Source organism: Paenibacillus sp. cl123 (assembly GCF_900101595.1).
Taxonomy (GTDB): Bacteria; Bacillota; Bacilli; order Paenibacillales; family NBRC-103111; genus Paenibacillus_G.
Map to the genome: position 1 here is coordinate 55900 of NZ_FMYY01000006.1, position 23726 is coordinate 79625.

Annotated in this window: 20 protein-coding genes; 14 read left to right on the forward strand and 6 right to left on the reverse strand. The window is 60.0% G+C overall.

Annotation, left to right across the window (positions count from 1 at the left end; genetic code table 11):
• Positions 1-142 precede the first annotated feature (142 nt).
• From BLR08_RS12350 to BLR08_RS12365, 4 genes are all read left to right on the forward strand, one after another.
• Entirely contained in the window at positions 143-1039 is an 897-nt protein-coding gene (locus BLR08_RS12350) for an NAD(P)/FAD-dependent oxidoreductase (protein WP_072329524.1), read from the forward strand.
• A gap of 120 nt (positions 1040-1159) precedes the next feature.
• Positions 1160-1666, forward strand: a complete 507-nt coding sequence (locus tag BLR08_RS12355) for a sigma-70 family RNA polymerase sigma factor (RefSeq protein WP_256257531.1) — start codon at positions 1160-1162, stop codon at positions 1664-1666.
• Positions 1656-2063 (forward strand): hypothetical protein, encoded by a 408-nt coding sequence (locus BLR08_RS12360; RefSeq protein WP_072329526.1) that lies wholly within the window; start codon positions 1656-1658, stop codon positions 2061-2063. The genes BLR08_RS12355 and BLR08_RS12360 overlap by 11 nt, the downstream gene beginning before the upstream one ends.
• A complete protein-coding gene (locus BLR08_RS12365) occupies positions 2041-4152 on the forward strand; it encodes a carboxypeptidase-like regulatory domain-containing protein (protein ID WP_072329527.1) in 2112 nt (703 codons plus the stop codon). Before BLR08_RS12360 ends, BLR08_RS12365 begins: the two co-directional genes overlap by 23 nt.
• 237 nt (positions 4153-4389) lie before the next feature.
• Here the strand turns inward: BLR08_RS12365 and BLR08_RS12370 are convergent, their stop codons facing one another.
• Together BLR08_RS12370 and BLR08_RS12375 are read right to left on the reverse strand one after the other, a co-directional pair.
• Positions 4390-4635 carry a PspC domain-containing protein gene (locus BLR08_RS12370; RefSeq protein ID WP_072329528.1) on the reverse strand — a complete coding sequence of 82 codons (246 nt, stop codon included), beginning with the start codon at positions 4633-4635 and terminating at the stop codon, positions 4390-4392.
• Between the two features lie 264 nt (positions 4636-4899).
• Complete coding sequence (locus BLR08_RS12375; RefSeq protein WP_072329529.1) at positions 4900-5226, reverse strand: antibiotic biosynthesis monooxygenase family protein; 327 nt, start codon at positions 5224-5226, stop codon at positions 4900-4902.
• Between the two features lie 174 nt (positions 5227-5400).
• Between BLR08_RS12375 and BLR08_RS12380 the strand changes: the two genes are divergently transcribed.
• Together BLR08_RS12380 and BLR08_RS12385 are read left to right on the forward strand one after the other, a co-directional pair.
• Positions 5401-5904: a hypothetical protein gene (locus BLR08_RS12380; RefSeq protein ID WP_072329530.1), complete on the forward strand. Its 504-nt coding sequence runs from the start codon at positions 5401-5403 to the stop codon at positions 5902-5904.
• A 118-nt stretch (positions 5905-6022) separates the two neighbouring features.
• Positions 6023-7435 carry a HEAT repeat domain-containing protein gene (locus BLR08_RS12385; RefSeq protein WP_072329531.1) on the forward strand — a complete coding sequence of 471 codons (1413 nt, stop codon included), beginning with the start codon at positions 6023-6025 and terminating at the stop codon, positions 7433-7435.
• 478 nt (positions 7436-7913) lie between these two features.
• Here the strand turns inward: BLR08_RS12385 and BLR08_RS12390 are convergent, their stop codons facing one another.
• Positions 7914-8753 (reverse strand): helix-turn-helix domain-containing protein, encoded by an 840-nt coding sequence (locus BLR08_RS12390; RefSeq protein ID WP_072329532.1) that lies wholly within the window; start codon positions 8751-8753, stop codon positions 7914-7916.
• Between the two features lie 195 nt (positions 8754-8948).
• Here BLR08_RS12390 and BLR08_RS32005 point away from each other — a divergent pair, with 195 nt between their 5' ends.
• The 4 genes from BLR08_RS32005 to BLR08_RS12410 all read left to right on the forward strand — a co-directional run bounded on the left by BLR08_RS32005 (position 8949) and on the right by BLR08_RS12410 (position 16191).
• On the forward strand, positions 8949-9818 hold the full coding sequence (locus BLR08_RS32005; RefSeq protein WP_072329533.1) for a MarR family winged helix-turn-helix transcriptional regulator: 870 nt from the start codon (positions 8949-8951) through the stop codon (positions 9816-9818).
• A gap of 10 nt (positions 9819-9828) precedes the next feature.
• Positions 9829-11556 carry an ABC transporter ATP-binding protein gene (locus BLR08_RS12400; protein WP_072329534.1) on the forward strand — a complete coding sequence of 576 codons (1728 nt, stop codon included), beginning with the start codon at positions 9829-9831 and terminating at the stop codon, positions 11554-11556.
• A gap of 146 nt (positions 11557-11702) precedes the next feature.
• Entirely contained in the window at positions 11703-13514 is a 1812-nt protein-coding gene (locus BLR08_RS12405; protein WP_256257558.1) for an ABC transporter ATP-binding protein, read from the forward strand.
• Between the two features lie 163 nt (positions 13515-13677).
• Positions 13678-16191, forward strand: coding sequence for an ATP-dependent DNA helicase (locus BLR08_RS12410; protein WP_256257532.1), 2514 nt, complete (start codon positions 13678-13680; stop codon positions 16189-16191).
• Positions 16192-16311: 120 nt separating this feature from the next.
• Here the strand turns inward: BLR08_RS12410 and BLR08_RS12415 are convergent, their stop codons facing one another.
• The 3 genes from BLR08_RS12415 to BLR08_RS12425 all read right to left on the reverse strand — a co-directional run bounded on the left by BLR08_RS12415 (position 16312) and on the right by BLR08_RS12425 (position 19285).
• On the reverse strand, positions 16312-17259 hold the full coding sequence (locus BLR08_RS12415) for a sigma-70 family RNA polymerase sigma factor (RefSeq protein WP_090586130.1): 948 nt from the start codon (positions 17257-17259) through the stop codon (positions 16312-16314).
• A 149-nt stretch (positions 17260-17408) separates the two neighbouring features.
• Positions 17409-18740: a phytoene desaturase family protein gene (locus BLR08_RS12420; RefSeq protein WP_072329537.1), complete on the reverse strand. Its 1332-nt coding sequence runs from the start codon at positions 18738-18740 to the stop codon at positions 17409-17411.
• Between the two features lie 128 nt (positions 18741-18868).
• Positions 18869-19285 carry a DoxX family membrane protein gene (locus tag BLR08_RS12425; protein WP_083536966.1) on the reverse strand — a complete coding sequence of 139 codons (417 nt, stop codon included), beginning with the start codon at positions 19283-19285 and terminating at the stop codon, positions 18869-18871.
• Between the two features lie 143 nt (positions 19286-19428).
• Between BLR08_RS12425 and BLR08_RS12430 the strand changes: the two genes are divergently transcribed.
• The 4 genes from BLR08_RS12430 (at position 19429) to BLR08_RS12445 (ending at position 23332) form a co-directional block, all read left to right on the forward strand.
• The gene (locus BLR08_RS12430; protein WP_072329538.1) at positions 19429-19914 is read left to right on the forward strand and encodes an RrF2 family transcriptional regulator; all 486 of its coding nucleotides are present in this window, start codon (positions 19429-19431) and stop codon (positions 19912-19914) included.
• A gap of 252 nt (positions 19915-20166) precedes the next feature.
• On the forward strand, positions 20167-21336 hold the full coding sequence (locus BLR08_RS12435; protein WP_072329805.1) for a multidrug effflux MFS transporter: 1170 nt from the start codon (positions 20167-20169) through the stop codon (positions 21334-21336).
• A gap of 358 nt (positions 21337-21694) precedes the next feature.
• Entirely contained in the window at positions 21695-22126 is a 432-nt protein-coding gene (locus BLR08_RS12440; protein WP_072329539.1) for a DUF1641 domain-containing protein, read from the forward strand.
• A gap of 27 nt (positions 22127-22153) precedes the next feature.
• Positions 22154-23332: an NAD(P)/FAD-dependent oxidoreductase gene (locus BLR08_RS12445; RefSeq protein ID WP_072329540.1), complete on the forward strand. Its 1179-nt coding sequence runs from the start codon at positions 22154-22156 to the stop codon at positions 23330-23332.
• The last annotated feature ends 394 nt before the right edge of the window (positions 23333-23726 follow it).

The following is a 23726-nucleotide window of genomic DNA, read 5'->3' on the forward strand; positions in this document are numbered from 1 at the left end:
CATGGCAGGCATCCCGCTTGATGGCCAGGAATCGTCCATATTGGACGCTGTTCATGAATAGAATACATGCAGGGAGCAGTCGGCATAGCGCCAGGTTACGGGCATACCTACAAGCCATGCCAGAAAAAAGGAGTGACAGCACATGCTGGTCGATTGCGCGATTATAGGCGGGGGGCCTGCCGGAATGAACGCAGCGCTTGTGCTCGGCCGCGCTGGAAGAACGGTTGTTTTATTCGACGATAATACTCCGCGGAACGCCGTGACCCGCGCTTCGCACGGATTTATTACGAGAGACGGCATAACGCCGGATGAATTCCGTCTGGCTGCCTGCCGGGATATTGGCCGGTATCCGTCCGTCGCGTACAGACGCGAGCGCGTTGTCAGCGTGAATAGAACGACATGCTTCGGTTTGCAGACGGAACGGGGCGAATGGTACGCCGCCCGCACGCTTCTGCTGGCTACCGGGCTGCGGGAGAAGCTGCCGGCCGTACCGGGCATTCGCAATTATTACGGGATCAGCTTGTTCAGCTGCCCTTATTGCGATGGATGGGAGCGGCGGGGGGAGCCGCTCGTCGTCATTTCGGAGTATCCGCAGGCGCTTCAGCTGGCCAGGACCGTGCGCCATTGGAGCCGGGATCTGGTCGTATGCACGAACGGGAGGAACAGCCTGACCGATAGCGACCGGCAAGCCTTGGGGAGCCGGGGCATCGGCGTCTACGAACAGCCGATCCATTCCTTAGTTGGGGAAGGGGGGCGTTTGCGGAGCATCCGGCTGGAGGACGGCACAGAGCTGAGGCGGACGGGCGGGTTCGTCGCCACAAGCTGGTATCAGGCCGCTCCGTTCGGCGAAGCGATGGGCTGCCGGCTGAATCCCCAGGGGGGACTGGCGACGGACAGCTTCGGCCGGACGTCGGCGGCAGGCGTGTACGCCGCAGGCGATATATGCGCCCTCTCGCCGTCGCAGCTGATCATGGCGGCTGCCGATGGGGCCCGGGCGGCGATCGGGATCAACTCGGATCTGATCCAAGCGGATTGGTGAGACGATTATATCGGTAGCTATGCAACCGAATCGTGTTGACACGCATCTATAAGGGTAGAGGGGGGAGCGTGTCTGGACGTCATACAAGGATTAAAGGAGAAAGACGAGAGGGCGCTCCTCATGCTGATGGATCAATACGGTGATGAGCTGCTGCGCACGGCATATTTGCTGGTCAAGGATTATCAGGCTGCTGAGGAAGCGGTTCAGGATACATTTATCCAGGCATATCGGAGCATTGAGCAACTTAAGGACCCCGCAAGGCTCAAAGGATGGCTGCTGCGCATCGCCGTGAATCGCTGTCGTATGCGGATGCGCACTTGGAGCTGGAGGCAGATGCTGCCTTCGGCCTGGATCGAGCAGCTGGCTGAGGGCGAGCATGACGGGTACGCGGCCCCGGAGGAGCGGATGATGGAGCTGTGGCATAAGGAGAGGCTGAGCCGGGCGATTCATAGTCTGGACTATAAGTACCGCGAGGCTATCGTGCTCTACTATTACCAGGAGATGAATGTAGCGGAGATCGCAGCTTACACCGGCTGCAAGGAAAACACGGTCAAGGCCAGACTGGCCCGGGGACGCATGCGGCTGCGGTTGATATGGGAGAGGGAGGAGGATGAGGATGGCACGTGAAGAGGAAGCGGAGAAGCAGGAAGAAAAAGTCGAAGACACCGGGGGTCCCCTGGCACATCAATCCCCCTTCAGCTTATCCAGACGCCTGCTGGGTGAGGAATTGGGAAGCCTGAACTTTCAGGGAAAGCCAGGCGTGCTGAGGCGAACTCATCCCGGCAATTGGCGACAGCGGGTCGATTCATGGTGGAATCGTGAGATCGAGCTGCCGCTTCTCCCGATAGGCGTTCTCGGTCTGCTGGTTATCGCCGCCATAGGCATTAGTGGCTGGAGGGACCCGTCCCCGCAGCATGCGATCGTCCAGAAGCAGAGGCAATTGATCGAAGTGGGCGGCAGCGTGTATTGGAGAGATTATTACGAGAAGGCGGTGGCGGCGCATGCGGGTCAGAATCAAGATTAAGCATCTCGCTCTTACTCTGCTTGCGGCCTGTTTGCTGCTGTTGGCCATGTTTGCAGCCTATCCCCGGGTTCAGGATTATTTGGCCCAGAGAGCCGTTCTGAACGGGAAGGCCATGGATAAAGAAAGCCTGCTGCGCCTATTAAGCCAAGGTGCTCCGGGCGATCGGAAGTGGCCGCTGATCCGGGCCGCCGTCATCGAACAGGGAAGGGATTCATGGATACCGCGATATGATGTGTATATAGGCCCGGATTCCTCGCAGACGATCGGGGGAGGAGAGGACGATAACATTCCGAGTCTGAGCGAAGCGGAGAAGCGTCCTTATCTGGAGGCCTATGTCCGGCAGGGACCGGTAGACGGGTATTTGGTACGAGCAGCCAAGCAGCTGGCCGTTTCTTACTATGGCGAAGGGCAGCTGGAGCGGGCGCTGACTGTGCTGGAATCCGCGGAAGGACGATTGGACGAAGAGGCGTCCGTTAGCCAGCGGAGGAAGGAGCTCCAACTGGAGCGCGCCAGACTATATGCAGCTGACCGGCAGGCGCAGCAAGCCGCGAATGTGCTGGATGAGCTGGCCGGCAGCTTGAGCGCCCAAGACGGCTTCATCAACGGCGAGGTCGAAAAACTGCGGAAACAGCTGGAGCGGGAGACAAAGCCTGTACGAGAAGGGCTGGCGACGGTTGCCGGTACGGTCAAACGCAGCGACGGCAAGCCGCTGGCCCATGTCGGCGTCTACCTGCGCGATCAGGCTTCCGCCAGCAGCAGTGTGTCGGAGGGAGAGCCCTATCAGACGGCAACGGATGCGCAGGGCAGATTTAGGATCGGCGGCGTGAACCCGGGCAGCTACCAGCTGCAGCTTGGCCTGATGTTCGAGCAGATCGACGGCTGGACTTGGCCGGTTCCTGCCCACGATTGGGTCGATATAGCGGGCGGCGAAAGCATAACGAAAGAGGTCGTGCTTCACCCGCTGCTGGAGCTGATCGAGCCGGTCAATCAGCAAGTGGTAAACGGAGAGACGGTCCGCTTCGCATGGACACCCGTCCCCGGCGCTGCCACTTATACGGTAAACGGCAAGGTGCATCTGGAGAACGGGACGCTAGGGTCCGCCATAGCGACCCGTGTTCGAGCAGCCAGTCTCGACGTACCGGTTGAGCGGCTGTATGACCATCTCTTCGGCATCTCCTACGGGATGGCGGACGAAGGGGAACAGCCGAAGGCCGATCCGCTGCCTTTGCTCGGCTTTGCCAATCCGGATAACCGCTTTTCCTGGAGCGTGGAAGCCTTCGACGCCGCTGGGCGCCCGTTGACGCGGAGCGACGGTTATCGGCTGCAGGAGTCGACGATGGGCAAGCTGCCCTTCTTTTATCTGAAGCAGCGCTCTCTAACTGCAGCAGACCGGCTTCTCCTGCAGGGCAAGTTCAGCGAGGCTATGGAGGGCTATCGCAGAGACTGCGAGCTGAACGACCGGGATCTGCATTGTTTGCGGATGCTGATCCGCCTGCATCAGGTGGATGGGGCGGATAATCAGGAACGGAGCGGGAAGGAGGTTCTGCCTTACTTAAGAAAAATGGTGGAACTGAATCCTGCTCCTCATTACGTGTTCCTCATGCTCGAACATAGTATGGAGCAGCGCAGCTGGGCGGAGGCCGACCGTTATTACGGGATGCTCGCCGACAGAGACGGGCTAAATCCTTATACAAGTTCCGTGTATGCGGTCGGCTTGCTCCGGCAGGGCAAGCTCCCTGAAGCATCCGAGCTGCTCCGGAGCGCGCTGGAGCAGGACGAAAGCCATCGTTTTACCGGTATTTACTTGGCCGTGAGGCTGTACTTGACGGGTTCGCTGCAGGAGCCGCTGAAGCTCGCGGGCCAATATCCGGAGCGGACGTTCGGACAGGAGCGACTGGTTTGGGCGGAGCTGCTTCGAGCGATGGAAGAGGAGGGGAAGGCAAATCCCGGCCCGGATTATATGGAGAAGCTTAAGCAGGAGCTGGCCCTGTACTTCGCGGGAGAAGAAGCGCAGCTCGATGCCCGGCCGCAAGCCGCGGAGCATCCGGCCCGGGATCATTTCCTCCGGGAGCTGCGGAAGGTGAAGTAAGGAAGGGTAAGTTTTCCCGCAACCCAGTCATCCGGCGGCAAGGCAGCCATAAATGATGCCGAGCTGAGCGTCCGGCCGCTGGCCAGACCTGGCCAGACCTGGCCAGACCTGGCCAGACCCGGCCCGGCCTATCGGCCGGAGCGGTCGTAAGTTGTACAGCGGACAGCCGCAGGCTCAAAAGCCGCCGCCCCCTCGTGAAAGGGAGCGGCGGCCTCTTCGGTATGCGCCTAGCGCTTATTAATAATATCTGTGCCGGGGTCCATGCCCATGCCCGTGATCGTAGTCGTAGCTGTGAGCCGGCGGCTCCTTCGGAATGACCAGGCTCGCGATGAAGTACACCAGGATCGTCGTGCCGAAGCTGCAGAAGGCGGAAATGATCCAGATCAACCGGATCAAGGTGGCGCTGATCCCTGTCCATTCGGCCAAGCCGCCGCTCAGGCCGGTCAGTTTGCTGTTATAACGGGAACGGAATAATTTATTCATAAGAATTTCTCCTCTCAATGTTCGACTCGTTAGCGCTATCGTTCATGTCTTTATTGTAGAGGAATCGTATAATCAGCGAAACCGACCTGTGACGGTATTGGAGCTGGACCTGGGACGGGGGAGAGGAGGGACCTCGGGATGGGGTGACGGTATGCTATGCAAGGCCGGTGAGACAGCTCCTGCAAGGACGAAGGAGCTATCTCACCGGACGGACTTCGATACGCAGAGCGGCGGACTAACGGCGGGCCTGTGCTGCACGGCCGCTCAGATCGCCGCCGGGGCCGTCTTCACGGCTTTCACCGCATAGACGGAGCTGCTGGAGCGGAGCACGAACTCCGGCTTGCCATGCTCGCGCTCGCGGCGATGCCCCTCCAGATGAGGCTCGCTGACCTCCCATTGCTTCCAGGCTTCTTCCGATTCCCAGCGGATCATGACGATGATTTCTTCCTCGCCTTTCCGTGCTTTCTTAACCAGGATGCTCAGATCGACGAAGCCAGGCGCCTTCTCTACCGCCGCCTCTTGGCTGAACCGGTGAACCACCTGATCCGAAAATCCTTCCTGCACAACGATCGTTAAAGCTTCAACCCACATAAACCGGCACTCCTTATCTGAAATGGAATTAGGACTTCAACTCATTGTATTGATAAGGATTATCATTGTCAATTGCCATTCCTGTATTTGTCAGCGGAGCTGCGACTTCATTCCGGCCCTGCGTGACATATTATCCCTATACGAGGCAACGACTTTAATTGCGGAGGTACATAGATGCTGGCTTTATACAGCAAAGGCAGTCCGGTCACCTTTTATAGTGTCAGCACCCGGCCGAGTCATCACTTGATTCCGCCATCCTGCGGGGTGGGCACGTATTTCGAGGACGTTCACCCGGAGTGGCAGATGTGCTGCAAGCATATACCGGAGGAGCTCAAGCGATCTTGGGAGGAATCGGGCCGGCTCGTGCGCGGGCGGTTATTCAAGCTGCCGGAGGACCGGCTGCATTTCGACTGTCTGTTCCTCACGCCGAGCGATATCGCAACGCTGGAAATGTATGTCGCCGAGCAGAAGGCTGCGGCAGAGGCGCAGTCCGAGCCTCTGACCAACGGTCCGGGGGTTTTGCTGGTTGAGCTGATGATCAATTTCATGAAATCCCACGTCGGGGAAACCGTCTTCCCGTTCATTGGGGAACGCCCGCTCGCCGAGGCAACTCCTGGCTCCGTGCTGAACGGCTCGCTCTGGCGGGCGATGGGACATATCGCAGTCGCCATCCCGTAACCGGCGGGGATGAAGATAATATTATCCAAACTCTGCTTAGCTTCCTCTATCCCTCTCGCTATCCCCTCTTGTTTATAATCAAGTTATTCCAGTAGCTGAAGAGAGGATGAAGGCGAGGATGGACAAGAAACAACCGATTCTGCTGAACGATGAACAGATGAGACAATTTATTACGAATGGTTTTCTGATATTGAACACCGATTTCTCTGCGGAATTCCATGAAAGCCTGATGGCGCAGCTGAACAAGGTGTATCAGGAGGAAGGCAACCCCGGCAATAATCTGCTGCCGCGGATCCGGGAGATTCAGAAGGTATTCGACCACCCGGTTATCACCGGCGCTCTAAGCAGCGTGCTTGGTCCGGATTATATGCTGCATGCGCATCGCCACGGACATTTCAATGCCAACCCGGTAGCCGGGGGATGGCATAAGGACAGCTACTGGGGTTATTCCCGGATGCGCAACCATCATCCTTGGTGGGCGATGATCATGTACTTCCCTCAAGATACGCCGCCCGAGCTCGGACCGACGGGGATCATGCCGGGAACTCAGAATTATGAGACACGGATCTTCGACAAGGATGAAGCGGAAGGAGAAGCGCTTGCGAGCGGCCAGGCCGGCACCTTCGCGCTCATCCACTACGACATCTGGCATCGCTCGACGCCGAATGTGCTCGGCAATCCGCGTTATATGCTGAAGTTCGAATTCATGCGCACGCAAGCGCCTGTCCGGCCGACATGGGATACTCAAGGCGGACCGTGGTCCGCGCCGGCTGGGATCGCACCGGGAATTACCGCCCATGACCGGCTGTGGGAAGAGACCTGGAACTGGCTGTCCGGCGAGCTGGGCAGTCTGGCCGATACGCAGCCGGGTGATGACACGGTTGTGCGGGAGCTGGCGCTTCAGCTTGAGGATGACTATGAGCCTAACGCGCTGAATGCCGCATACGAGCTTGCTTCGCGCGGCGAGGTCGGGGTCCGCGCGCTGCTGGAAGCTCTCCGTCACGAGAAGACGGCCGTATCCCGGCTGGCGGCGTACGGGCTGTCGGCAAGCGGGGAGAGCGCGGTGCCGGGCTTGATCGCCGAACTGGACACGGCGCGCGAGATTACGGTGGTGCATGCGGCATTTGCGCTTGGCGAACTGCGGCAGCTCGCCGTCGCCGCGGTTCCCAGGCTGAACGGCTTGATGGAGCATGCCTCCGTAGAGGTGCGCCGCACGGCCGTGGAAGCGTTGGGCATGATCGGGCGGGCTGCGCCGGATACGGTGCAAGGGCTGATCCGCGGGCTGCAGGACGAGGATACGCAGATCCGCTTCATGACCGGTCTCGCTCTTACGCGGCTTGGCCGCGCCGGAGAGGCCGCCATTCCCGAGCTGGAACGCGCCCTGGACGACGACAACCGATATGTACGCGCTCATGCCGCCGAGGCGCTGCGCTATATCGGCACGCCGGAGGCTCATGAGGTGCTGATCCGGGAGCTGTTCCAGTCCCGGTGGTGCGCTACTACGACGAAGGCAAGCACGTTTTATCCGTGAGCCTGGGCCGTATAAATAAACAAAACCAGCTCCGTCCGCCGCGAGGCAGAGACGGAGCTTTTTGTATGGGCTTGAACAGGAACCGGGGATGGAGGAGATGCCCGCACCACGGGATGGCGGCTGTCCCAGCAATAGGGTTTCTCATTTGAGGATACAACTTCAGACCCCGAGCTGTAACGGAAAAATCGTACAACTTGCTCCCGCGCTTGCGGTCAAACTTGGGATTTGTACGGGAAACCGTACAAAGTGCTCCCGCGCTTGCGCTCAACTATGGAGTTTATACGGTAAACCGTACAAAGCACTCTCCGTCTTATTTAAAAGATGGAATTTGTTCGAAAATTCGTGTAAACGTTCTTCGGTTTGCGATCAAACAGTGAACCTGCGCGGTAACATCCGTTATGGCCGCACCGATAGAGGCGACGTTACCGGCCAAAGAGGGACGATGGACAGGTCCGGCCTCCTCCTTGCGTTCATGGCCTCACGGCTGAGGAGTCGGGTACAGTTCGCGGAACTGGCTGGGCGAGAAGCCGGTATGATCCTTGAACATGCGGGAGAAGTACGACATTTCCATGCCGAGCGACTCTGCTATTTCCGAGATATTGAGCTGGGAGAAGGACAGCAGCTGCTTGGCTTTCTCCATGCGCCTCCGATTGACGTATTGGATGGGAGAGACGCCGGTTGTATTTTTGAACACCCGGATAAAATAGTTGGGATGGAAATGGACGACTTGCGACAGCTCTTCAAGCGACAGATGGTCGGCGAGATGCTCGTCGATATAGCGCAGCACCTGATTGATCTTATCCAGAGATGCCGATGCTCCTGTGCGGAAGCGAATGGCGCCGGCGGCATCCAGGTAGAAGGCCAGCAGCTCCAGCAGCAGAGCGTTTACCCGCAGAGCGGAGCCCAGGCTGTCTATGCCATGCCAATGAATCAGCTGACGGAACGTTTCCTGCAGCCGCAGCCGCTCGGGCTCTGCGGTTTCTACGAAGGCGGGAATGTCGAGCAAGTGGAATAAAGGCAGGTCGCCGATCTTTGCCTTGAAGTGACACCAGTACTTCCCGAAGGTATCGGGGCCGGTTGTGCCATAGGACTGTATTTGACCGGCCGGGAGCAGGAACAGCTGCCCGGGCTTCGGATAGAAGGTACGGCCGTTCAGCTTGAGATACCCTTCGCCTTCCATGATGAAATAAAGCCGGTTGAAGTCCGGCGCGAAATCATCGTCGCCCCAGGCGGGGGATACTTTCGTATAGGCAGCTATCGTCAGATCGAGCTGCGTGCTGGCTATATATTTCTTCCAATAGGCGGCTTGAGCGGACATGATGTTCAACAGTTCCTCGCTTTCACGAAAACGGCTCTCGTACGATTATCATTATAGCGGATAGCCCTGTGGACTTCATCAACTGATCTTGGCTGGGAGCAGGCAGGTTTTTCATCCGCAGCAGGAAGTTGACAAAACTAATTCATCTATATATATTTAGGTTAGCTAAGTTAATTAAAAAGGAGCGAGATCATCATGAAGGAAAGTCATAATGACTTGTCACTTGGACTCATCCGTGCGCTCCGCCAGCTGCGTCAAGTGAACTGGAACGGCAGAAGGCCGGTGGAGGGCTGCACGCCAAGCGAGACGATGATGCTGTTTACTTTGCGAAGAGCTATGCACGGCTTTGGCCCTGGCAGGCCCGGGGCGGGGGACGTGGACGGCAGAGGAGCTTCCCGCGGCATGCCTCCCCAAGGAGGACCGTCCCCGGATACAGTTTCCCGCGGCATGCCTCCCCACGGGGGACCGTCCCCGGATACAGCTTTCCGCGGCTTGCCTTCCCAAGGAGGGCCGTCCCCGGATACAGCTTCCGGCGGCATACCTCCCCACGGGGGGCCGTCACCGGATACAGCTTTCCGCGGCATGCCTCCCCACGGGGGACTGCCTCCCGGAACATCCCCCGGAATGCCCTTCGCATGGGGAGGCCCGCAGGGGGCAGGACGGGAGTGGACGGATGGGGCGGGACACCCGGGCGGAAGACCGGAGCATCACCGGTTCATGCATCATCCCGAAGGCCTGAAGGCCAGCGACCTCAGCTCGCTGCTGCGCGTATCCATGCCAACGGTCTCGCAGATGGTCAACGTGCTGGAGGCGCGGGGGCTGCTCGAACGTCGGCTGGACCCGGCGGATCGCCGGGTGGTGCGGATTCGGCTCAGCGAGCAGGGGCAGAGCCTCACGGAAGAGGCCGAGCAGCGAATGTTCGAAGCTATGGGCGGGCTGGTCGCGCATCTCGGAGAAGAGCGCTGCCGGCAGTTGATCGACCTGCTCGACGATGTCGCAGGTTATTACCGGGATTTGCCGGCGCAGCCGGACCGTCCCGACTCTATGGATACGCCACAGGATTAGGAGGAGCGTTATGCTGAAGCTATTCCGTTATCTCAAGCCTTACCGTCTGGCCGTCGGTCTCGTGCTGCTGCTGATCCTGCTCCAGTCGCTGTCCGACCTGTACCTGCCCACGCTGATGGCCGATATCGTGGACCACGGCGTTGTGACGGGAGACACGCCGTATATTTGGAAGGTCGGGGGGTTCATGCTGCTCGTCGCCGCGCTCGGCGCGGCCTGTTCGGTGGGCGCAAGCTACTGCTCCTCCAAGGCGGCAGGCGGCTTCGCCCGCGATCTGCGCAGCCGGGTGTTCGCGCATGTCGAGCAGTTCTCGCTGCAGGAGTTCGACCGTATCGGCACAGCCTCGCTCATCACCCGCACGACGAACGATATTACCCAGCTGTATCAGGTGCTGGGCATTATGATGCGCGTCATCGTCATGGCGCCGATCATGTGCATCGGCGGCATCGTGATGGCGGTGTCGAAGGATGCGACATTGTCTCTGGTGCTGATCGGCATCGTACCGGTACTGGCCTTGTTTATTTTCATCGTATTCCGCAAAGGCGGCCCGCTGTTCAAGGCGATGCAGACCAAGCTGGACCGGCTCAGTCTCGTGCTGCGCGAGCAGCTGACGGGCGTGCGGGTCATCCGTTCCTTCAACCGCACCCGGCAGGAGCAGGAAAGGTTTGCCGACGCCAACCGGGACTTGACGGATACCGCCATCCGGGTAAACCGGATTATGGCTACCATGATGCCGGTCATGATGCTGGTTCTGAACTTCGCCAGCATCGCGATCATCTGGTACGGAGGGCTGCGTATTGACAGCGGTCATATGCAGGTCGGCGATCTGATCGCATTTATCCAGTACGCCTGGCAGATCATGTTCTCGCTCGTATTCGCTTCGATGATGTTTGTGATGATCCCCCGGGCTGCCGCCTCGGCGGCGCGTATCCAGGAGGTGCTGGAGATGCAGCCGGATATTCGCGACGGAGCAGGCTCCGGGGAAACGGCCGCCGAGCGTCCCTCGGTGGAGTTCCGCGGCGTAACGTTCCGGTATCCGGGCGCGGAGATGCCGGCGCTGACGGATATTTCCTTCACGACACGTCCCGGAGAAGTGACGGCGATTATCGGAGGGACCGGCTCGGGCAAGTCGACGATGATCAATCTGATTCCCCGTTTCTACGATGTGGAGGAAGGACAGGTGCTGATCGGCGGAGTCGACGTACGCAGCATGACGCAGGAGAGCCTGCGCGCGCAGATCGGACTGGTTCCGCAGAAAGCGATGCTGTTCACCGGCACGGTGGCGGATAATATCCGTTTCGGCAACGAGCAGGCCAGCGACGAGGAGATTCGCAGAGCGGCCGAGATTGCCCAGGCGGCCGACTTCATCGAGAAGATGCAGGGAGGCTATGACGCGCCTATCTCGCAAGGGGGCGCCAATGTATCCGGCGGGCAGAAGCAGCGGCTGTCCATCGCCCGCGCGCTGGTGAGAAGGCCGGGCATCTATTTGTTCGACGACAGCTTCTCGGCGCTTGACCTGAAGACCGATGCCAAGCTGCGGGCGGCGCTGCTGCCGGAGACATCGGACGCTTGCGTCCTGATCGTCGCCCAGCGCGTAAGCACCGTGATGGAGGCGGATCGCATTCTGGTGCTTCACGAAGGCCGGCTCGTAGGCTCCGGCACTCATCGAGAGCTGCTGGACACATCGCCCGTCTACCGTGAGATCGCAGCTTCCCAGCTGACGGAGGAGGAGATCGCATGAGTGAACAACAGCGCATATCATCCGGCGGCAACGGAGGCGCCCCGGACACCGGGAGTCCGGGAGGTCACGGCGGAGCGGGGGCATCGGCCGCAAAGCCCGCGGGAGGTCCCGGCTTCGGCTTCGGGCCCGGACGCGGAGGTCCCGGTATGATGGGTCCCGCGCAGAAGGCTAAAAACTTCAAGGGCACCCTGCGACGGCTGACCGGCTACCTGCGGCCGCATCGCGTCTCGCTTGGTCTCGTGCTGAGCGCGGCAATTCTCAGCACCGTGTTCTCAATCGTGAGTCCGAAGATTATGGGCGATGCGACGACCAAGCTGTTCGAGGGGATGATGGCGAAGATGAAGGGCGTGCCGGGCGCCAGCATCGATTTCGGCTATATCGCCAATATTTTGCTCGTGCTGGCCGGCTTGTATATCGTCAGTACGTTGTTCAGCTACCTGCAGCAATATGCAATGGCCGGCGTGTCGCAGCGGGTCGTCTACGATCTGCGTTCGGAGGTCAGCGGGAAGCTTGGCCGGCTCCCGCTCAAATATTTTGACGCGCATCCCCATGGAGATACGCTCAGCCGCGTCTCGGGCGATATCGAGACGATCAGCAGCACGCTGCAGCAGAGCTTGACCCAGCTGGTCACGTCGGTCGTGACCCTCGTCGGGGTCGTCGTGATGATGCTGACCATCAGTCCGCTGATGACCTTGATCGTTGTCCTGACGCTGCCGCTCAGCTTCGTCGTGATCAAAGGGATAACGCCGCGGTCGCAGAAGCACTTCCGCACGATGCAGCAGTCGCTGGGGCAGCTCAACGGCCATGTGGAAGAGATGTACACGGGGCATCCGATCGTCAAGGCGTTCGGCCAGGAGACGAAGTCGGTGGCCAAGTTCGACGAGGTGAACGAGCGGATGTACGAAGCGAGCTGGCGGGCGCAGTTTATTTCGGGCACCGTGATGCCGCTGATGAACTTCGTCGGCAATCTCGGGTATGTGCTGGTCAGCGTGGTCGGCGGCATACTGGTCATGAAAGGAACGATCAAGATCGGGGACGTGCAGGCCTTTATCTCCTACTCGCGTCAATTCTCCCAGCCCATCAGCCAGACGGCGCAAATCCTCAACATTATTCAGTCGACGGTGGCCGCCGCAGAGCGGGTGTTCGAGCTGCTGGACGAGGAGGAGGAGGCTGCCGAGCGGAAGGAACCGGCCGTCATCGCAGAGCCGCAGGGCGGGGTTCGCTTCGAGCATGTGGACTTCAGATATAAGGAAGACGTTCCGCTGATCAAGGATATGAACCTGGAGGTGAAGCCGGGGCAGACGGTGGCCATCGTCGGTCCGACCGGCGCGGGCAAGACGACGCTCATCAACCTGCTGATGCGGTTCTATGAGCTGAGCGCCGGGCGCATTACGATCGATGGGGTAGATATTACGAGTCTGCGGCGCTCCGACCTCAGAAAAATGCTCGGCATGGTGCTCCAGGATACGTGGCTTTCCAGCGGTACGATCCGCGACAACATCGCCTACGGCCGGGAGGGGGCGACGGAGGAAGAGATCGTTGCGGCGGCAAGAGCGGCTTATGCGGACCATTTCATCCGTACGCTGCCCGAAGGCTATGATACGAAGCTGAACGAGGAGGCGTCCAACATCTCGCAGGGGCAAAAGCAGCTGCTGACGATCGCCCGCGCCATTCTCGCCGATCCGCAAATTTTGATTCTCGACGAGGCGACCAGCAGCGTCGATACGCGGACGGAGGCGCATATTCAGCAGGCGATGAACGAATTGATGAAGGGACGCACCAGCTTCGTAATCGCCCATCGTCTGTCGACGATCCGTTATGCCGATCTGATTCTTGTGATGAATCAAGGCTCGGTTGTCGAGCAGGGCACGCATGACGAGCTGCTTGCTTCCGGCGGCTTCTACGCCGAGCTGTATGAAAGCCAGTTCAGCGGCAGTACGCGGGGCCAAGCGGGCTAATCATTTTACCGGACAGGGATTGCGGGCTTAAGTACGGCGTTTCGCACACAACCAAGAGGGCGGTCTTCGGACTGTCCTCTTTGGCTGTGCGCTGTCGTATTTGATGTTATCGCATGCTATAATAGAAGTTGCGAACATACGTTTCGGATGAACGGAAAGAAAAATGAACGGATGGATGGACGGAGGCGAAGAGATGACGGGCGATCATGGAGTCATAGGTTTGTCGGTAAGGGCATTCGTCGAGCATGCCCATCTGAGCGGCAGTATAGATTCCGGGTTCCGCACGATGACTTCGCTGACCGAAGGGACCAGGGCGCATCTTGCCGTCCAGAGCGAATATGAGGAGCCCGACCGCAAGGAAGTGCATCTGGAGGGGGAGCTTGAGCACGAGGAGCTGGTGTTCCGCCTGGAGGGACGCTGCGACGGGCTGCGCTTCGAGGGCTCCAGCGTGATCATCGAGGAGATCAAGTCGACTTCGGGCGAGCTGGCAAACATCACCGAGGACTCGTACCCGGTTCACTGGGCGCAAGCCGCGTGTTACGCTTACCTGTATGCTTCCCGCGAGGGCTTGTCCGTCATGCGCCTGCGGCTCGTCTATGTGCAGGTTGCCACATCCCGGCAGCTTCGCTTCGAGCGCGAGGCTACGCTGGCGGGGCTGGAGGCGGACATGAAGCGATACGCCGATGCGTATGCGCCGTTCGCCCGCCTGGAGCTTAGCCATATGCGGCAGCGGGATGCCAGCATCAAGGGGCTGGCCTTCCCCTTCCCCGCCTATCGCGGCGGACAGCGGCAGTTCGCCGGGGCTGTCTACACGGCTATCGCCCAGGATAGCCGGCTGTTCGCGCGCGCTCCGACGGGCACCGGGAAAACGATCTCCACCTTGTTCCCGGCGGTGAAGGCGATGGGCGAAGGCTTGCTGAAGCGGATGTTTTACCTGTCGGCCAAAACGCTGACCCGGACGGCGGCGGAGGAGGCCTTCGCGCTGATGAAGCGCGGCGGGCTGCATCTGCGCTCGGTCACGCTGACGGCGAAGGACAAAATCTGCTTCCAGGAAGAGACGCGCTGCGACAAGGAGCATTGTCCGTTCGCCGACGGCCATTACGACCGGGTGCAGGGAGCGCTGCTGGACATGCTGAAGCATGAAACCTCGATCACGAGAGAGACGGTGGAGAAATACGCGCGCAAGCATACGGTTTGCCCGTTTGAATTTTCGCTGGATGCCGCCTATGCGGCAGACGCTGTGCTGTGCGACTACAACTATATTTATGATCCGCGTGTGTATCTGAAGAGGCAGCCGGAAGAGGTGAAGCGGCATGCCGCGCTGCTGGTGGACGAGGCGCATAATCTGGTGGACCGGGGCCGCGAGATGTATTCGGCCGAGCTGACGAAGGCTCCTTTCCTGGCGCTGCAGCGGGCATACAAGGGCGTGCATGTGGGGCTGCATGGCGCGGCCAAGGCGGTAAACGAGTATTTCGTCGCCTGGCGGAAGGCGCGGGGAGACGCCAAGCAGGCGGTGGACACCGAGCCTCCGGAGGGGCTCGGGCCGCTTATCGAGGCTTTCGCCGAGGCAGCCGAGCGGGAGCTGTCCGCTTCGGAGGGGAGCGAAGCGCGGCAGCTGCTGCTTGACACGTATTTCGCCTGCCAGCGTTACACCCGCGTGCTGGGCACTTATGACGAGCGCTTCGTGACGCTGGCCGAATGGTCCAGAAGCGACGTGCGGGTCAAGCTGTTCTGTCTCGACCCCTCCGCGCTGCTTCGCCAGATGACGAAGGGGTATAAGTCGCAGGTTTTTTTCTCCGCGACGCTGTCTCCGCTCGGCTATTACCGGGATATGCTGGGGGGAGAGGAGGACGACTACGCGATTGCGATCCCGTCTCCCTTTCACAAGGATCAGCTGGAGGTCCGGCTGCTGCCCGTCTCGACCCGCTATCGCGACCGGGAGGCGTCGAAGCCGGCGATCGCAGATATGCTGCACGCGCTGATCGAAGAGCGGCCGGGCAACAGGCTCGTCTTTTTCCCTTCCTACGAGTATATGAATGAGGTGCTGGCGAGCTTCATGGAGCGGAGTGGCGGCAGGAGCGGGGAAGAAGGCGCCGACGCAGGCCTGGAGGCTGAAGCGGGGGCTGCAACAGGAGCTGGAGCGGCGGAGGCTGGAACAGGGGCTGAAACTAAAGCTGGAGCTGGAGCCGAAGCTAAGGCTGAAGCAGAGACTGGCGGAGGCGGACTACTGGATGTGGGCGCAGCGGATATTTTAATTCAGCAAGGCGACATGAGCGAAGAAGAGCGGGAAAGGTTTCTGGCCGAGTTTCGAGCGGGTAGAGACAAGCCCTTGCTGGGGTTCGCGGTGATGGGGGGAATTTTCTCCGAAGGGATCGACCTGACCGGCGAGAGGCTGACCGGCGTCATCATCGTCGGAGTCGGGCTCCCGCAGATCGGACTTGAGCGCGATGCGATCAAATCGTATTTCGACGCGGCGGGCAAAAGCGGCTTCAACTACGCCTACGTCTACCCGGGCATTAACAAGGTGCTGCAGGCCGGAGGGCGGCTCATCCGGACGGAGCAGGACCGCGGTACGCTCGTGCTGATCGATGACCGCTTCCTGCAGCCTTCCTATCAGCGGCTGCTGCCGGAGGAGTGGAAGCCGCTGGAGGTTGTGCGCAAGCCGCGGCAGAGATAGGCGGAGTCTGCCGCGGGCTTCCTCGTGGCGAGCGGGCTGCAGCCGGGCGGAGCGGGCAGAGCTTCCCGCAGCCTCGGCTAACCGAGCGGGGCTTTTAGCCATGCCTTGCCGCTGCGGGCATCAGGAAAGAAGCCGCGGCACATGCTCCAGCTTATCCGGATTGACGACGAGATAGATACCCTCGATGACCCCATCCTTCAGATGAAAGGAAACCGTATTAATCGGCATATGGCCTCCATAAGAGATAAGGCCGGGGACGCCGTTGACGATGGCCGGCCGGACGGCGAAGTCTTCGGGCACTTTGCCCAGCAGACCCAGCAGAAATTGCGCGATTCGGCCGGCGCTGAGGATCGGGCGAACCGCCGCATTTATCTTGCCGCCTCCGTCCGAATACAGGACGGCGTCTTCCGCCAGCAGCGCAAGCAGCCGAGGTACATCCGCGGCTGTCAGCGCCTGCACGAACTGCTCGACCAGCCGTTTGGCGGCGAGAGCGTCCGACCTGAGCGGCAAGGCCGGCCCGGAGTTCACCGGTTCGTTGGCAGCGGCGGAAGCCGAGGCCGCACGCGGCTCAGCGGGGGCGGGCCGGCTGCCGAGGCTGCGTTTGGCCCGGTGGAAAATTTGCCGGCAGTTGGTTGGGCTTTTGCCTACCATATCGGCGATCTCGTCATATTCGTACTGCAGCACTTCTCGCAGCAGAAAGACGGCCCGCTCGACAGCGGACAGCTGATGAAGCAGCAGCAGATAGGCCGTTGTCACGGACTCCTTGAGCAGGTAGCCTTCCTCCGGATCTCCGTGAAGCTGCTCTTCGCCGATCAGCGGCTCGGGGAGCCAGGGGCCGATATATTGCTCGCGCTGGCGGCTCGCCGAGCGAAGGCGGTCGAGACATCGGTTGGTCACGACTTTGCACAAGTAGGACTTCATATTCCGGATCCGGACGGCGTCCCCCCGGTTCAACGACAGGAAAGCCTCCTGCACCATATCCTCGGCGTCCATAACGCTGCCCAGCATCCGGTAGGCCAAAGCAAACAGCAGCGGCTTATAGGCTTCGTACAGCTGCTCGGTCGACATCTCGTGTTCCATAGGGTGTGCACTCCTTCTTTTCTCTGCGCTCCAAGCGCCCGCTCTCACTTGCGGATGGGGAAGCCCGTTCGGCGCGGCTTGCGCGTTCCTGCCTTCTTTATCGGCCGGCCGGAGCGGATTACCGGCTGGCTGCCGGCTTATTCGGCCAGTCTCGGCAGATTGTGAGCCAACGGCCGGTCTCCGGCGAGGTCCTTCAGAATCTGCCGGGCAGCGCGCCGGGCGCTGGCGGCTGCCGCGTCGAGCAGGTATTCGCCGTGGCTGGCCCAGTCTCCTGCCACATACAAGCCGCGCATATCCGGGACGGCAGGACCGGGCAGCGAACCGGACCGGCCGGTGTGCATATAGTCATGTACGACGGTGATGGACGGCAGGAACCGGCGAACGGCCGTCTCCTGCTGCCAGCCAGGCTGGAGCAGGGTGAGCGTATGCTCCAGCAGCCGCTCGTCTGCCTGAGGGTCCGCTTCTTCTTCCGGGCCGGTGTATTTGATCAGATGCAGCACGGACAACCCGTTGTCGCTCAGCTTCGCTACGCGCGAATGATGGGAGTAGAAGACCGGCTGATCGATGCCCAGCGCAAAATGCTGCCGGGGCTTGGTCAGCCGCCGGAGGGCGACATCCAGACAAGCCGCCTTCACCGGGCGGGCTTCGCGGCTCCAGCGGGCAAGCTCGGAGCTTGCGCCGGGAGGCAGCAAGCTTGCTGTGTCCGCGGGACCGAGCGTGGAGAGGACGGCGCGGGTCTCGACCGTCTTGCCGTCGGCGGACCGGACGCCGCACAACGACCCGTCGGTGCCGCGGACGACCGACTTGGCGGAGAAGCCGGTGCGCAGCTCCACGCCCGCCTGTACCGCCAGTGCGCGCAGCTGGTCGACGATCGTCTGCCAGCCCCCGTGCAGGTAAAGAACGCCGCCTTTCAGCGAACGCCGCACCTGCCTGAGGGCTGGACCGGCGAGCTGCCGATCCGGATCGTTGATATAGGTGGAGGTTCGGCATATCGAATAGAACAAATGACGGACCATCGGGTCGCGGATGCCATCCTCCGCCCACTGCCGCAGACTGACGGGGCCGATGGCGGCGTCATCCAGCTTGCCGAGCCCGGTCATCAAGCGGGCCAACCCGAGCTTGCCGCTTGCGGACAGCAGGGGAGAGGCCAGCAGAGACAACGGGGCGGCGGGCAAAAGAACAGCGCGGTTCTGCCAGATAGCCAGGCCGCCGGTCGGCGGGGTTCCTCCCTCAAGCCGGATGCCCAGCTCCTGCAGCATCCCGTACGCCTCCCCGCTGCGAAAAATCGCATGTCCGCCCAGATTGAGCATCGCTCCGCCCGTCAGGCGGCTCGCGCCCCGTCCGCCAAGCTGGCTGGATTTCTCCAGCAGCACTACCGACTTACCGCTCCTGGCCAGCTCTGTCGCGCCGAGCAGACCGGCTATGCCTCCGCCGATGACGGCTGTGTCATAGATTCGCTTCCTATTCATAAGCTTCGCCCTCCATCCTGAATTAAGCAGTCATTTATAAGACGGGGAGGGTCAGGCGGCTGTGACAGGAAGCAGGCATTTCCCGAAAAAAAAGCTAGCGGATGACCTCGGTCCCGGCAGCGGCGGCGTCAGGGGCACAGCAAACTTGCATAATGCCTTCTTGCGGCCCAAAGCATATAGCCGTGCGCCAGAAACATGGCGAGGACCGGCAGCAGGAGGGCGGGGTCCACGAAGAGATGGAAGGCGGCGATATTGAGCGTAATAGGGAATAAAGCAAGCAGAGCCAGAGGGATGAACCGGCCGGACAGCAGCAGCAGACCGCCCGCCAGCTCGGCGCTTTTCTCCAGCACGAGCAGATATCCGGTACCGAGAAGCTCGATCGCCGCGGGACTTTTCGACAGGAAAGGCTCCAGCCCGGCATACAGGAAAAAGCCGTTTACGCCGGCCAGCGTATAAATCAGGCCAAGCGCGATACGCAATACCGTAGAGATGAGAGCGGAACGGGGGAAAACAGGACGGAAGGTTTCAATGGAAAGTCGTGTCATGGCAAAATTCCTTTCTTAATTAGGATAATTGTTGTCTTAATTATATGAATTGATAAATAAGTGTCAATACAAATGTGATAAAGATTGTCCGGATTATCGCAGTTTGGTAAAATAATCTGGTCGCGAAGAAGGAGGTTTACCGGATGAACAACTCGTTAAGTATCGAATATGCCCTGCACAGCGTGGTCAATCTGGCGTTATTCCCTCCCGAGCTTCCTGTGACGGTCCGCCAGCTTGCCGGCTTCATGGGGCTTGCGCCTTCCTATCTGTCCAAAGTGTTCAACCAGCTGGCCAAAGCGGGCATTGTCAAAACAAGCGTCGGCAGTAAAGGCGGCATCCGTTTGCTGAAATCGCCGGATGAAATCAGCTTCTACGACATATTTATAGCGTTGAACGGCCGCAGCCACATGTTCCAGTGCTCCAATATAAGGGCCTTCGCGATGGGGTATGAGCCCGCTCCCGGCATGTGCGAGGTGCATCAAGCGATGTGGGAGGCCGAGGAGCAGATGTTCGAGAGCATGAAACGGACGAAAATCAGTACGATTACCAAGTCTGTGTACGATAAGCTTCAGCCCGGGGAGCTGGAGGAGAGAACCGCGAAGCTGCGCCAGTTCATGGCCGGCGTGTAGCGGCTGGCCGGGACCGTCGGGGAGCGGCGCTGTCTCTCTCGCCGCGTGGTGGAGCGAGCGGAGCCAAGATGGAGCCGCGGTTCTAGGGAGAGCAGGCAGGCCGGCTCGGCCGGTTGGCTGCGGCATCCGCATCATAAGCGTTATCCAGAGAACGGGGGGATACGGATGAAAGAGAAACAGGCAGTTGACGGCCACCCGGCTTCAGCTGCAAAGAAGGAGCAGGCGGCCCCGGTGCGGTCGCGCCGTCTATGGATGGCATTGGTGCTTGGCACCTTGTCGGCTTTCGGACCGCTGTCGCTTGATATGTATTTGCCTGCGCTGCCGCAGTTGGCGGGCGACTTGAACACGAGCGCGTCGGCGGCGCAGCTCAGCTTGACCGCCTGCCTGCTGGGGCTGGCGCTGGGCCAGCTGGCGGCGGGTCCGCTTAGCGATATGTACGGCAGGCGGAAGCCTCTGCTGACGGGGCTGCTGCTCTTCGCCGCCGTCTCCGTGCTGTGCATGCTCAGCGCGTCCGCGTCGGCTTTCGTTGCGCTGCGGTTTATTCAAGGGCTTGCCGGCGCCGCCGGCATCGTCATCTCCAGGGCGATCGCCCGGGATCTGTACGCGGGAACGGAACTGACGAAGTTTTTTGCGCTGCTGATGCTGGTGAACGGGGCAGCCCCTATCCTGGCGCCGATCTTCGGCGGACAGCTGCTTGCGTTCACCACCTGGCGCGGCGTCTTTCTTGCGCTTGCCCTCATCGGGGTGCTGGCGCTCGCCGCCGTCATTCTCGCGCTTCCCGAGACGCTGCCGCCGCAGCGCCGTATGCGGGGCGGCCTCCGGGAGACATGGTCCACCTTCGGCCGGCTGGTCAAGGACCGCTCCTTTATGGGCTATGCGCTGTCCCAGGGATTCGTGACGGCAGCGATGTTCGCCTATATCGCAGGCTCGCCCTTCGTGCTGCAGAACATATACGGGGTATCGCCTCAGGGATTCAGCCTGATCTTCGCCGCAAACGGGCTTGGCATTATTATGGCAAGCCAGGCGACCGGCCGGCTGGCGGGACGGTTCTCCGAGTCCAGGCTGCTCATAACCGGACTGATCCTGGCGGCCGCCAGCGGTCTGCTGGTGCTGACGGGCCTTGCCGCTGGCGCGGGGCTGGCCTGGATTTTGCCGCCGCTATTCGTCGCCGTCTCCTGCGTCGGGATAGTCGGGACGGCTTCCTTCCCGCTGGCGATGGCCGGACAATCTCAGGCGGCGGGCAGCGCTTCGGCGCTGCTCGGGGTGCTGTCCTTTATCTTCGGCGGTCTGGTCGCTCCGCTGGTAGGGCTAGGAGGCGAAAGCTCGGCGCTGCCGCTGGGCATCGTAATGGCCGTATCGAACTTGATAGCGCTTGTGCTGTATGGCGCGCTGATCGGCCGCTTCGGAACCTCCCGGGCTTGAGCCTCGGAGGTTTTTTAAAGTCCGGAAGGTACAAGCTTCGGCGATTGTTCGATTTCAAGGTTAAGGCGCTGATTCTTGTGTTTTTATTCACAAATTGTTCACAATTGTCGAAAATTGGCTTTTCTTACTTTGCGAAAGCGGAGGTATAATAGAACCAACATAGGGCTCCAAGCAAGCCCGAATCTTTTATCGAGCAAGTTGTGAAATTTGGTACAATTAGGCCGGCTTCATCCAGGAACGTTATTTCCCCTTAGAGTCAAGTAACGAACGGGTAGATCCGAAGCCTAAGATAAGGCTCGAGCAGGATACGGACAACAGGTGGCTTCTATATTGTTCAACGCAAAGGAGGACGTTTATTATGTCTCAAACGACGCAAACGATCGCACGCGAATCTACGGATGTGCTGGATCAACTGATGAAGCCGGAGGTGCAGCAATCGCTGACGGTGCTGGTGGAGAATTTGCCCAAGCTGGCCGAGATGGTTACTCTGCTGACCAAAACCTACGACGTTGTGCAAAGCCTCGCTACCGACCAGGTATTTATCGAGGATATCAAGGGCGGTATCGGCGAAGTGGCTATGCCGATCGTAGAAGGCGCGAAAAACTTGGCGGCCAATGCCATCGAAGCGAACGACCGCGCGCAAGCGGAGACGGCTACGATCGGACTGTTCGGACTGCTCAAAATGCTGAAGGACCCTCAGGTGCAAAAGACGTTCCGCTTTGCCCAGGCCTTCCTGGAAATTTCCGCAGAACGCAATCAGCAAAAACGCCAGCAAAGCCAAGGCGAATAATCGTTTAAACCAGAACGGAGGATAAGTATGTCGAAGCATATTTTGATCTTGGGCGGCGGTTACGGCGGCTTGCTCAGCGCCCTGACTGCGCGTAAATATTTGACCCCTGAGGAAGCGACGATTACGGTCGTCAACAAGACGCCTTCCCACCAGATTATTACCGAGCTGCATCGCTTGGCTGTCGGCAACCTGACCGAGCAGGCCGTTGCGCTTCCACTTGAGAAGCTGCTGCGCGGCAAGGATATCAACCTGCGCGTCGACACTGTTGAGACGATCGGGTTGGACGAGAAACGCGTCATTCTGAAGAGCGGTATTTCCTACGATTATGACGCGCTTGTAATCGCCCTCGGCAGCGAAACGGCGTATTTCGGCATCCCTGGCCTGAAGGAAAACAGCTTCACGCTGAAGTCCGTAGACGATGCGAACCGCATCCGTGCGCATGTGGAAGCGCGGATCGAAGAATATGCAAAAACGAAAAACAAAGCGGACGCCACCTTCGTTGTCGGCGGCGGCGGCTTGACCGGTATCGAGCTTGTCGGCGAGCTGGCGGACATGCTCCCCGGGCTGTGCCGCAAGAAAGGCGTGGACTTCGCCGATGTGTCTCTGTATACGGTTGAAGCAGGTCCTTCCATTCTGCTGGGCTTCCCGGCCGAGCACATCGAGCGCGCGCAGACAAGTCTGGAGAAGCGCGGCGTGAAATTCCTGATCGGTCTTGCGATCACCGAAGCTACGGAAACGACCGTATTCCTGAAAGACGGCAGCTCCATCGAGTCGAACACGATCGTCTGGACAGGCGGCGTGCAAGGCAATGCGCTTGTCGGCGCTTGCGGTATCGAAGTGAACCGCGGCCGCGCCTCCGTGACCGAAACTTTGCAATCCGTATCGCATCCTGACGTGTACGTGGCCGGCGACAGCGCCGTCGTCATGGGGCCGGAAGGCCGTCCGTTCCCTCCGACTGCGCAGCTTGCCTGGCAGATGGGAGAGACGATCGGCTACAACATCTTCGCGAACCTGAAGGGCGCTCCGACAGAGCCGTTCAATCCGGTATTCTCCGGTACGCTCGCGAGCCTTGGCCGCAAGGACGGCATCGCGACGGTCGGCGCGAGCCAAACCCGCCTGAAAGGACTGCCGGCTTCGCTGATGAAGGAAGCAAGCAATGTGCGCTACCTGTCGCATATTAACGGCTTGTTCTCGCTGGCTTATTAATTCGGATCAGATCGGCATTTCCTGCATTCCCAGCTTCGCTTCTCCTTGCTCGCAAGGAGGAGCGGAGCTTCTTTTCTTCTGCCGGGCACTCTGAGCGTGGAAAAGAGCAGCTTTGCAGCATCCGCAGACCGGTGCCGAAGGAACTGTGGATAAATAGTGGACAGATTGTGGATAAGTGTGAATAACAAGGGGATAAAGTAACAATAAGACGCGGCATCCCGGCCATGGGAAAGAAAACGGATTCTGGCTAAACCGGACGCGTCCATGTACAATAGACAAGGACGAAGCATACAGGAGCGGAACGCATTTCCTGTCAACAGGACAGACAGCAGGATACCCAAGCGCCTGAAGAGCGTCCGGCCGGAACAGCCGGGAACCCGTTAGCAGTTGATCG